Here is an 11,565-nt window from a genome sequence, read left to right on the forward strand (position 1 = left end):
TTACTCCGTCGATGAAATACAAGCTGCCCATCCCCCACCCGGTGCGAGTCGGACAACAATCTCATTCTGTTCCAATACTCCGAACGTTCTCTGGTAATCCTGAGCTGCCCGATGGGCATTTACTCCATCACTGAATATCTCGATCCGCTTCCCGATGCAATCATCCGGTAATCTCACCTTCAGTTCACGGGTATCCCAATTCCCCAATGCTCCGATATACCAATTATCACCTCTACGCCGAGCCACGACAATATACTCGCCAACTTTACCATCGAGCACGAAAGTGTCATCCCAAACTGTGGGAATCTGGGATATAAACCGGATACACTCCTGTTCACGCATATAATTGGATGGAGAATCACAAAGCATGTTAAGCGGAGAATCGAATACGACATATTCTGCAAGCTGATGGCAACGGGTGCCCTGACTCATCGGATTACTCCTGTTCGGAAAATATCCACCTTTGACACTATTGCGCATCGCTCCCTGCGTATAATCCATCGGACCAGCCACCATGCGAATGTATGGCAATAAAACATCGTAAGAAACCATATCGACATCGGGCTTGGACCATTTCAACTGTTCAAGCCCGAATACCGCTTCATAATTGATCACATTGGGATACGTGCGTTGCATACCCGTTGGTTTGGGACAGCCGTGAAAATCGACAAGCATCTTATGGGCTGCGCATACCTCAGCCGTACGGTACATAAAATCAATCATCTCCTGGTCATCACGATTAAGGAAATCTATTTTAAAACCTTTGATACCCATATCGGCATAATGCGATACGACCTTTTCCAAATTAAGTTCCATCGCCAGATAACCGGCCCACAAAATAATATCAACTCCTTTTCTCCTCCCATGATCTACTATTGCCTGAAGATCTATTTCCGGGACGACATCAAGAAGATCACACTTTCCCTTAGTAGCCCATCCTTCATCGAGAATAACATACTCGATGCCGTTTTCGGAAGCAAAATCAATGTAGTATTTATAAGTTTCCGTATTAATGCCAGCCTTAAAATCTACTCCATAAAGCCCCCAGTCATTCCACCACTCCCAGGCAACCTTTCCCGGTTTGATCCATGACCGATCGGTTACGCGTGACGGAGCCGCCAACCGATATACCATATCGTTTTCCACCAACTCTCCGTCGCGACGTGTAACAATGAAAGTCCGCCACGGAAAAGTCCGCGGTGCATTGATCTTCGCAATATAGGGATACCGCGAAGTAACCAGATGTTCAAGATCATTATGTCCGCCCTGTACCACACTTTTCGGATAAGGGGCAAAGACTCCTCTCAACTGCGGTCTGCAACTATCTGTCGCTAAATACATTCCGGGATAATCTTCAACATCGGCTTCGGCAATACACAATTTTTCGCCATACTCCAGATTGACAAGTATCGGTGTAAACAACAGATTGTTTTCATCGAAATCCTTCAACGGAAGATACGTATACAGATTTTGCATATCATTCCAAAACTGCTGTTCACGGGTGGCGTCCTTTCGTTTCTTACGGTCACGTACATACGGAGCCCATGTCTCAAAATTCTGAGATAACCGATACACTGCCTTTTCATTCTTCACTGTGTACTCCTCCGAAAGTGAAGATACAAAACGATAAGCCATTCCGTCATCATACATCCGGAATTCGATACTGAAACCGGCAGTCGTGGTCAATATCAACCGGTTATATTTATCTCGCACCTGTGATTTCTTATACAGTGGAGAAAGAATCACTTCATCAACAGACGAGCGTTGTACTTTTTTCACTTTCATATCGGCCCCCCAAACTGTGCCATTCATCCATTCCATAGCAATGGTCGATGGAGACAATATTGATTGGTGTTCATTGGAAAGAGTGAACGTAAGACTATCACCGACATTAATTTCACTCGTAAGCCTCCCATCAGGAGAGCCCAGTTTATATTCGGCAGCACCAGCTATTGTAACAGTGAAAGCCACCATAAACATCAAAAAAACTTTCTTATATTTCATCTTTACAAATCAATAAGTAAATGTACAAATGATAGGATAATGGTCAGATATCCACCTCACACCATAAACTGGCTTATCAATGGTCTCAAACACCAACGGGCAAGCATTACGATAGAAAATATGATCCAGATTCTTGTTTCTTACCAAAGGAGAAACGCGTCCGAAACCATTAAAGCTGGAATGATCATCCGTTTTGGAAGCATCTTCTCTGGCAGAAGCAAACCAACGGTAAAATGGAGCCAAGCTCTCACGCCGCGGATCATAGGGATTGTAAGAAGCATTCATATCACCGGTTACGAAAACAGTTGCCTCCTCACCGGCGATGGTCTTCATTCTATTGTTTATCAATGCAGCACACCGGGCACGCACCTCAGTGTCCACCGGTTCTTTCTTATAGGGCAAATGAGTGGTGACAATATAAAATTCTCTCCGGCTTTTTTTATCCTTGAGTTGTAACCACAAAGCGGCCCGATAATGTCTGTCAGTCGAGTCCCACGGTTGGGATGGAGCTTCGGGAGTAGCACTCAGCCAAAAATGTCCCGAACGTATCACTGAATATTTCTCACGAAGATACAACAATAATACTCCTCCGGTGCGGGAATCAGGTAACGTGTCGTTCATCTCTATACGATAATAGCCATAATCAGGTAGCATGGCAAAGATTTGCTGCCACATCTCGTTACGTGGTTCCTGCATGCCTATCACGTCGGGACGGTACTGGGCGATCATACGGGCACACGGTTCCCGACGCCGATCCCATGCCGTATCAAGAGAATCATTCGGATTATTGAAACGGATGTTGAACGACATCACCTTTACAGAATCCAACACGACAACATCGTCATGATAATCTTGAGCGATAGCACAAGAAAAACTCAGCAGTAAAATACCAGACAAAAGAATGTTTTTTTTCATATATGTATCTTTAAAATTATACTATGAAGACTTATCAAAAAGTACTGAATACGTAACCAACAACACAAAACCGACACTGATTTAAAAAACATTAACATGCTTTATTACAACAGCAAAGCCGTCAAAAACCACAATATTCAAAACAAATAAAAATACCGACTACGTAGATGTATGATGTGATGTGTTCCTTGAATGAGTGTTCCTTTAAATTAAAATATTGACAAAATGAAAAAAAGAAAGTTAGGATTGTTCCCTAAGGTATTGATTGCGATAACTATCGGTTCGTTATTGGGACTTATAGCGCCGGATGTTATGATCAGAATATTTAAAACCTTCAATGTATTCTTTGCACAAATTCTCAAATTTATCGTACCCTTACTCGTATTGGGCCTTGTGACTCCATCTGTAGCTAATCTGGGACGTGGAGCTGGAAAGATGCTATTGAGTGTTATCGTTATCTCATATCTGTCAACGATAGGTGCAGGATTTTTTGCATATGGTTTTGCTTCAAGTCTGCTTCCTCATTATCTAAGTATTGGTGAAATTTCTACCTCTGCGCTGGAAGGAAAAGTATTCGAGCCCTATTTCAATATCAAATTCCCTCCGATTTGTGACATACTGACAGCTCTCCTCTTGTCATTCATGCTCGGCATCGGCATTATTTTCACCAAAGCCCCGGGACTGAAGAAAGCCTTCGATGAATTCGGAGAAATTGTAAAACTCACGATTGAACATGCCATCATCCCTCTCTTACCATTCTACATCTTTACAATGATATGTGAGATGAGTGCTGCCGGGCATCTGTCAACCGTCATGGGAACAGGTGTTAAAGTCATTGCAACCGGTGTTATCCTGTCTATCTGTTACCTCATTATCCAATATATTATAGCCGGACTGGTGGCTAAAAAAAATCCTTTTAAATGTATATGGAATATTATGCCAGCGTACCTGACAGGCTTTTCAATCTGTTCCAGTTCGGCCGTTATTCCAGTCACTCTCGAGTGTGCCATGAAGAATGGTGCGACTAAAGAGATCGCCAACTTTACTGTCCCTCTTTGTTCAACAGTCCACATGTGCGGATCGACTATCAAGCTTATCACTACATCAATCGCAGTGATGTATCTGAGCGGAATGAACATTAGTTTCGCCCTCTTTGCCAATTTCATCCTTTTGCAAGGGATTTCTGCCGTAGCTGCCCCCGGAGTAATGGGAGGAGTTTTAATGGCATCAATCGGATTATTGGAATCGATTCTCGGTTTTTCGCCTGAACAGAGTGCCCTGATGATGGCCATTTATCTGGCTCTCGACGGATATGGCCCAGCATGTAACGTAAGTGGAGACGGCGCTATCACCCTTATTATCGACCGCTTTTTCGGAAAGAGATATGCATCCGCACAATAATAAAATGTCTATTTTCAAAATCGGATTACGTAGTCATATCATGTAATGTGTTCCTTTAATATAAGGAAAGATTAATAATAAATATATGAAAAAAGAAAGCATAAAGATGTTTTTTGAGAGTCAGTCCACCCCCGCTGATTCCGAGAAAATAGAGCAATGGTATATAAACAATATCAATAATGCCGAATTGGACACTATTCTTCTGGAACTGTTGAAAGAATGTACTCATCAGGATGAACAAAAAGCCAGAAACGCGTTCAACCGCACATGCTATCGTATAGGTATCGGGACACCCCAAGGCATAAAAAAGAGGAAGACGATATACCGCTGGATATCGGGAATAGCCGCCACCGTCCTGATATGCGGTTTCCTATTGGGTATACATTTATGGAGTCCCCGGTTCGGCGATATCGATTTGGAAAAAGTATATGCATCGGCAGGTGATTCAAAAATGGTGATACTTCCCGACTCTACAAAAATCTATCTCAAACCCACAAGTACTCTCTTTTACGCAGCAAATGATTTTGCCCGTAACAGGAAAGTACATTTGTTTGGCGAAGCATACGTAGAGGTAACCAAAGATATGAAACATCCATTCTTCGTTGTGTGTAACAATGCCACAATCAAAGTATTGGGAACTAAATTCAACGTACAATCGCATGAATCCGATTCAGAATTTGAAGTAATGCTATACGAAGGATGCGTGGACGTAGAATCAGATTTCAACAATAAACAGGTAGAAGTACTCATGGCTCCCGGTGATATTATAAAGATTGATAAGAATACCGGCGAAATGTCACAAATGAATATTTCGACTATAGCCAACCCTGGGCAATCCCGTAAATTTTACTTTATCGATAAAAAGCTGGAAGATATAACCAATCAACTCGAACGTCACTTCCAAAAGAAGATTGTAATTACCAATCCAAAATTAAAATCGATAAAATACGATGCAATATTTGCCAATGACGAGACAATTGAACAGATTTTAAATTGCCTGAATGCATCACAACAGATGAAAATTATATATCATGATAACACCATTATAGAGATACGGTAACACAATTTCAGTTTTCAATAGGTAAATCATAGAACCCACAAAAAATAATCAGATGAAACGAATCATTTTCTTTTTTAGCTTTATGGCCCTTGCAAGTAACCTCTTTGCCATCCGAAACTACCCCAAATGGCTTGAAAGTGCAGCCATATATCACATCTATCCTTCTTCTTACATGGATAGCAACGGAGACGGATACGGCGATCTGGAGGGTATACGTTCTCGCTTGGACTACGTAAAGGATCTGGGATTTAATACCATCTGGATCAGTCCGGTCTTTTGCAGTAAATTTGAAGATGGCGGTTATGATATCACCGATTTCTATAAAATCGACCCACGCTTCGGCACAAATACCGATTTGGTAAATCTGGTAAACGATGCACATGAAAAGGGTATTAAAGTATGCCTCGACCTCGTAGCCGGTCACACTTCAGACAAGCATCCCTGGTTTCTGGAATCTGCAAATGGAGACCCGAATGGTCATTATGCCGATTATTACATTTGGACGAAAGGTAAAAAAACAACTCCACCGAAACCGGAAAGAGGAGGCTGGGTAAAAAATGAATATCCGCGCGACGGATACTATCTGATGAATTATTACGATATTCAGCCGGCACTTAATTACGGATATTATCAGCCGAACCCGGAGAATTCGTGGGAACAAGCCTATAATGCCCCCGGTCCAAAAGCAGTCCGCCAAGAGATAAAGAATATCATCTCTTTCTGGTTTGATAAGGGAGTTGACGGTTTTCGTTGTGACCTGGCCTGGTCATTGGTAAAGGGAGATGACGCAGAGTTTCATGGGGTAAGAAAACTTTGGAATGAAATATTTTCCTGGCAAGCGGAAAACTATCCCGAAACGATCTTCCTGTCTGAATGGTCAAGTCCGATAGAAGCTATTTCCTGCGGCTTCGATATCGATATTATCCGCCACAACGGATGTGGAAAAACCATGTATCGCGATCTGGTACACAATACACATCGGAATACAGATCCGGAAACCGGTATATACCAACCGAAAGATTGTTGGTTTGACAGGGCGGGAAAAGGGCAATTCAGTTCTTTTGTAGAACCTTTTATAAAAATCTATGAAGTAACCAAGGGGCATGGTTTCCCATGTATGCCCACATCCAGCCATGATACATGGAGGCTAAATCGTAACCAACGTTCTACCCCGGAGGAACTAAAAGTAGCCATGACGTTCTTCCTGACAATGCCATGGGTACCAATTGTCTACTATGGAGAAGAGATCGGGATGCGTTCGATGGACGGATGGCCGTTTATTGAAGGCAGTCGTGACCGGTCGGCACAAAGAACACCCATGCAATGGGAAGCAGGTGCAACAGCCGGTTTCTCGACCTGCGACCCTTCAAAATTGTATTTACCTATAGACCCGGATCCGAAGCGTCCGACAGTAGCCGGTCAAATCGATGACCCGCATTCAATACTTAACTGGACGAAGGGGCTTCTTGCCCTCCGTTCTTCAATCTCCGCATTGGGAAATACAGGAGGATGGAAGTTTGTCAGCGATCCGCAACAAGCATATCCTGCCGTATACGAACGTTCCGACGATCACTCAAAGTATCTGATAATTATTAATCCGAGAGAAAAAAGTGCTACGGCATCCATTGAAGGATATGATCGATTAGAAGTTATTTGGGGAAATCCCCAAAACTTGTCAGTAAAGAAATCGAAAGATAAACTATCACTGAGAATCCAAGGAGTAAGTTCTGTCATCTGTAAGGTTCTGTAATTCATATTAGTCATCAACAAAATAATAAATCAATGAAAAAGGTTTTCAAACTTTATTTAATGCTGTTCTTAAGTATTACAGGAACAGTTTTTACAACGAATGCAGAAACGAAAAAGATTCTCGTTGTTGGAAACAGTTTCTCGTTTGATGCGGCTTTACAGGAGTTTCTTCCGATAGTACAAGCTGCTGGAGATGATATTGTACTGGGGTTTCCATATAAAGGAGGAACCACACTGGAACTTCACACGAATTATATTACCACAAATCAGCAGATATACAATTACTACAAAATTAAAGATGGAAAAATGACATCGACAGGAGGCAACAGTCGCAAATTCGATACAAATATCATTACGGATGAAGACTGGGATATTGTCATTATACAAACTGACCATAATTATTCGGGTGCATATAGTCACTATTTTCCATACCTGAGCAATCTGATCACCTACTTTAAAACTCATCTCACGAATAAAAACGCCCAGTTTTATCTTTACATGACCTGGGCCTATCAAAATGGTTCGGCAAAATTAGAGGAGTTAATCAATAAAGGTCTTTACACCGACCAAATGGATCAATATACAAAAATCGTTGATTGTGCAGGCCGCGCTGCCATACAATCGGGAATTGGCGAAGAAAACATAATTCCGGGCGGAACAGCTGTCCAAAATGGACGTACCAGTTATATTGGTGATGATTATAATCGTGATGGCTATCACATGAATCTCAGTCACGGCCGTTATACGGTAGCACTAACATGGTACGAAAAAATCTTCGGAAAGAGTGTCATCGGGTTAAGTTATCACCCTGCTTCCATCAGTGATTTCTGTGCAGAGATGTGCCAACATGCCGTACATGAAGCCATTATCCACCCCAAAAGTATCAGTAGCCTTGCAGATACTTATGGGGTAAATCCTGATGCAAAACCCAAGGTCATCGACAGACCGCTAATGATTAATTTCGGCATCGGTGTTGGTTCATCTGCTGTCTCTCAATATTCATGGAATAGTTTAACAACCACATTAACCGGAGCAAATGTGGGAAATCTATATAATAGCAAAGGTTATGGAACCGAAGTGAAAGTTTCAATAGAAAAACCATTCGACGGTGTTTCCTCTATCGGAACTACTTCATCGACTACAGCTTTAGATATGCCTTCGAATGTGTCTAAATCAGCCTTTTATGGTACTACAGAGAGTTCGGTTATTATTTCCGGATTATATCCGGGGCAGGCGTATGATATGAACGTATTTGCCTCAGTTATGAATAATACATCGACCAATTCTGAAACCGTCTACTCATTCAAAGGAGAAAATAATGGAAACGCCTCTCTGAATCCTACAAAAAACACGGCAAATATTGCAACGGTCCAAGGAATAATTGCCGATGAAAAAGGACGCATCTATTTAACTGTAAAAGCCGGCGCAAACAATAACGAAGAAAAGAAAACTTATTATCTGGGAGCATTGATGGTAACTCCACATCTTGAGGTTCCGGGGAAAATTCCTATCTATATCAACTTTACCACCAATGGAAAAACAACTCAAGAAGATTACTGGAATAATGTGACATCCCATCTTGCCGGAACTAAAATTGAAAACTTGACAGATTCGGAGAATAAGGCTTCAGGCATATCTCTAAACATCACAAAAGGTTTTGCCGGTGTCACAGAAAACGGTGCATCCAAAACAAATACGTTGCTTAACATGCCCGCAAATGCGTCTACAACAGGTTATTGGGTAAACGGTATCGAAAAAGACGGCGTTCTTATTGACAATGCCGAAATCGTATTCAGCAATCTGGATCCTAAGGAATCCTATGATTTTTATATGTTTGGTTCCTATATGAATGCTACAGAAGTTCATGAAGCTGAGTATTCAACCTTTGGAACTGTAGAAAATTACATTGGATTAAATGGAAACAACAACGATCATTCAATCGCTGAACTCTCTTCAATATATCCGGATGCAGACGGACATATCCGATTTACGGTAACCCCGGGAGCTACAAGTGCAGATACCTACAAAACTGGTTACATCAATGCTATGGCTATTATGGTTCCGGGTATTGTGAAAGTCGTACCCTTCGAACCCGTAGCAGAAGGTCCGTGGGATGGTATTTCGATGATTGAACCGGCTCGTGACGTTTCCGGTAATTGTGTTATTTACACAGGAGCAGAATTAGCATGGGTAGCCAATCAAATCAATCAAGGCCATGCCATAACAGGTATAAAAATTGCAAAAGATATAGATTTAGGCAATCAACCATGGACTCCAATAGGATACGGAACTTATTTTACCGGAAAAATTGACGGACAAGGTTATCACATTTATAATATGTATATAAATAAAAGTGACCTTACAGAAAAATCAAATTTTGCAGGTTTAATAGGTGGTACAAACAGCGAAAGCTGTGATATTCTCAACATCAATCTCTCAGGAAAAATCGATATTCCCGCATCCATAACTCAGAAAACTCAAGTCGGATCATTCATTGGTAAAGCCAATGCCTTAGGAAATATGGTTAATTGCCATAGCGATGTTGAAATCAACATCATGGGAGCACCGGGATATGTGGGTGGTGTATTGGCATTTATGAAAAATGCGAATGTAAAAAACTGCTCTTATTCAGGTAATATAATAATCACAACATCCGGAAAAGTGACCAATGGTGTCGGCGGCATTTTGGGATGTACAAATTCAAGTACAACCGGCATCGAAGCTATTATTAACGGATGTTACTTTGACGGTAGCATTAAAAATAACGGTTCTGGAACCCCTAAATATGTAGCCGGAATCAATTCGTATTCTAATTTGTCAAAAGCTGCCGAAACCATTACGAACAATTATGTTATCGGCACCATTGACTGCACGGCCACGAATCAAGGAACTATTTACGGAAAAAACAACACTGTAAATTTCGACTGTGAAAACAACTATTATTATGCGGGCTATACCTTAACAGGCAAAGGTGGAATTCCTATGGATATAAAAAAGTTTCATTCCGGAGAAGCTACTTATTTATTAAACGGTGATCAAATGGAATTTCTTTTCGGACAGGAGCTTGATTCTGATAATAACATGCCAGTCGTCTATAGTGGTACCAACAGAGTCTACAAAACAGTCTTTATGTATAATGGCAACGAATATGCAGTACTTTACAACAATACAGAAATGAAATTTCCACAAAATCCTGTTCCCGACGACGGAACGACTTTTGGAGGATGGTATGATGAGAAAGGAAATCGCTATGATGAGAATTCAACCACCCAAACTGACCTCATACTCTATGCCAAAACCATAGCAACAGGAACCGATAATCTGAAAACTAAAGATGAAATAACAATCAGTAATAATAAAATTGATATAACTTCAGAGAATCCGATTGGTGATATTGCTATTGTGGATGTAAACGGAATGGAGGTTATTAATAAAACAATAAAAGAGACTATCGCAGAATTAGATATAAATTCATTACAACATGGTATATATCTTTTTAAGAGCAAACATGATTGTATTAAATTCATAAAGAAATAAGATAGTAGACATCGTAATCCAAATTACAATGTAATATGTCCATAGACCAATATCCAAAATAAGAAAGGAGTTAATTTCGTACGTAATTCACGAAGGGCAAGCTCAATATGTTTTTCTACCGTACGTGCCGAAATATGCATTATTTCGGCTATTTCTTTTGCAGACTTATGCTCGAACCGGCTCATATTGAAAATGGCACGCCGCTTCTCCGGCATTGTTTCAATGATAGCGGCAATCGCTTTCTGCATTTCGTTCCAAAACAACTCGTTTTCTGCACTTGGAGTAACTACGGTGTCGTGTACGCCATCCAGGAAACGATCTACAATTTGATTCTGCTTGGAACGAAAGTGGTTGTATATCTCATATTTAGCAATTACATACAAATAAGAGTGAATCGATAAGTCGCTTTGTAATTTCTCTCTGTTAACCCACACTTTGATAAATGTGTTTTGCGTAATATCTTCAGAGATCCATTCGTCCTTCACCAATCCGAATATAAATTGGTTGAAATGTGAATAGTATTTCATAAAAAGTTCTTCAAAACACTGTACATCCCCATTCTTTATGCCAGTTATCAAATCAGGTTCATTCATTACTATTATATTTAAGACTATACAAACATAACATTTTAATATAAGAAAGAACAATTGTGCTGAACTTTTTCGTTCTATGGTATATTTGCAACTCTCCTATATATTACAGAAGTGTTAAGAAAGATATAATACGTAATTCAAGGTGCAATATCTTCTTTGTTTTTCTCACTAATTGCAGATTTACTTTAACATATCTAATGCGAATCAGTAGTTGAAATCAAATTAAAATTTAGTTTTGCTCATCTCTGTACGGTTTTGAATGTATTTCACCACAGAGTAACACGGAGTTCCACAGAGTTTGAATCT

The 11,565-nt window shown here is 40.6% G+C and carries 7 protein-coding genes; 4 read left to right on the forward strand and 3 right to left on the reverse strand.

The genetic code is table 11. From position 1 onward, the window contains the following. Nucleotides 1–2,004 carry a glycoside hydrolase family 97 protein gene (locus K8P02_RS15570; protein WP_025866979.1) on the reverse strand — a complete coding sequence of 668 codons (2,004 nt, stop codon included), beginning with the start codon at nt 2,002–2,004 and terminating at the stop codon, nt 1–3. 9 nt (nt 2,005–2,013) lie between these two features. Next, nucleotides 2,014–2,919, reverse strand: a complete 906-nt coding sequence (locus K8P02_RS15575; RefSeq protein ID WP_195349168.1) for an endonuclease/exonuclease/phosphatase family protein — start codon at nt 2,917–2,919, stop codon at nt 2,014–2,016. A gap of 225 nt (nt 2,920–3,144) precedes the next feature. Between K8P02_RS15575 and K8P02_RS15580 the strand changes: the two genes are divergently transcribed. From K8P02_RS15580 to K8P02_RS15595, 4 genes are all read left to right on the forward strand, one after another. Then, nucleotides 3,145–4,320 carry a dicarboxylate/amino acid:cation symporter gene (locus K8P02_RS15580; RefSeq protein ID WP_007487722.1) on the forward strand — a complete coding sequence of 392 codons (1,176 nt, stop codon included), beginning with the start codon at nt 3,145–3,147 and terminating at the stop codon, nt 4,318–4,320. An 85-nt stretch (nt 4,321–4,405) separates the two neighbouring features. Next, the gene (locus K8P02_RS15585; RefSeq protein ID WP_025866978.1) at nt 4,406–5,380 is read left to right on the forward strand and encodes a FecR family protein; all 975 of its coding nucleotides are present in this window, start codon (nt 4,406–4,408) and stop codon (nt 5,378–5,380) included. 52 nt (nt 5,381–5,432) lie between these two features. Next, nucleotides 5,433–7,130 carry an alpha-amylase family glycosyl hydrolase gene (locus tag K8P02_RS15590; RefSeq protein WP_007487724.1) on the forward strand — a complete coding sequence of 566 codons (1,698 nt, stop codon included), beginning with the start codon at nt 5,433–5,435 and terminating at the stop codon, nt 7,128–7,130. Between the two features lie 32 nt (nt 7,131–7,162). Then, nucleotides 7,163–10,666: a DUF4886 domain-containing protein gene (locus K8P02_RS15595; RefSeq protein ID WP_025866977.1), complete on the forward strand. Its 3,504-nt coding sequence runs from the start codon at nt 7,163–7,165 to the stop codon at nt 10,664–10,666. A 23-nt stretch (nt 10,667–10,689) separates the two neighbouring features. On the opposite strand, the gene K8P02_RS15600 is transcribed toward K8P02_RS15595, so the two are convergent. Beyond that, nucleotides 10,690–11,259, reverse strand: a complete 570-nt coding sequence (locus tag K8P02_RS15600; protein ID WP_007487310.1) for an RNA polymerase sigma factor — start codon at nt 11,257–11,259, stop codon at nt 10,690–10,692. Nucleotides 11,260–11,565: the final 306 nt, after the last annotated feature.

This window comes from Bacteroides nordii (genome assembly GCF_019930665.1).
Taxonomy (GTDB): Bacteria; Bacteroidota; Bacteroidia; order Bacteroidales; family Bacteroidaceae; genus Bacteroides; species Bacteroides nordii.

What these genes read in the sequence shown, in the direction of transcription:
- K8P02_RS15570 (WP_025866979.1), bottom strand. Translation starts at nt 2,004, where the DNA reads ATGAAATATAAGAAAGTTTTTTTGATGTTTATGGTGGCTTTCACTGTT.
- K8P02_RS15575 (WP_195349168.1), bottom strand. Translation starts at nt 2,919, where the DNA reads ATGAAAAAAAACATTCTTTTGTCTGGTATTTTACTGCTGAGTTTTTCT.
- K8P02_RS15580 (WP_007487722.1), top strand. Translation starts at nt 3,145, where the DNA reads ATGAAAAAAAGAAAGTTAGGATTGTTCCCTAAGGTATTGATTGCGATA.
- K8P02_RS15585 (WP_025866978.1), top strand. Translation starts at nt 4,406, where the DNA reads ATGAAAAAAGAAAGCATAAAGATGTTTTTTGAGAGTCAGTCCACCCCC.
- K8P02_RS15590 (WP_007487724.1), top strand. Translation starts at nt 5,433, where the DNA reads ATGAAACGAATCATTTTCTTTTTTAGCTTTATGGCCCTTGCAAGTAAC.
- K8P02_RS15595 (WP_025866977.1), top strand. Translation starts at nt 7,163, where the DNA reads ATGAAAAAGGTTTTCAAACTTTATTTAATGCTGTTCTTAAGTATTACA.
- K8P02_RS15600 (WP_007487310.1), bottom strand. Translation starts at nt 11,259, where the DNA reads ATGAATGAACCTGATTTGATAACTGGCATAAAGAATGGGGATGTACAG.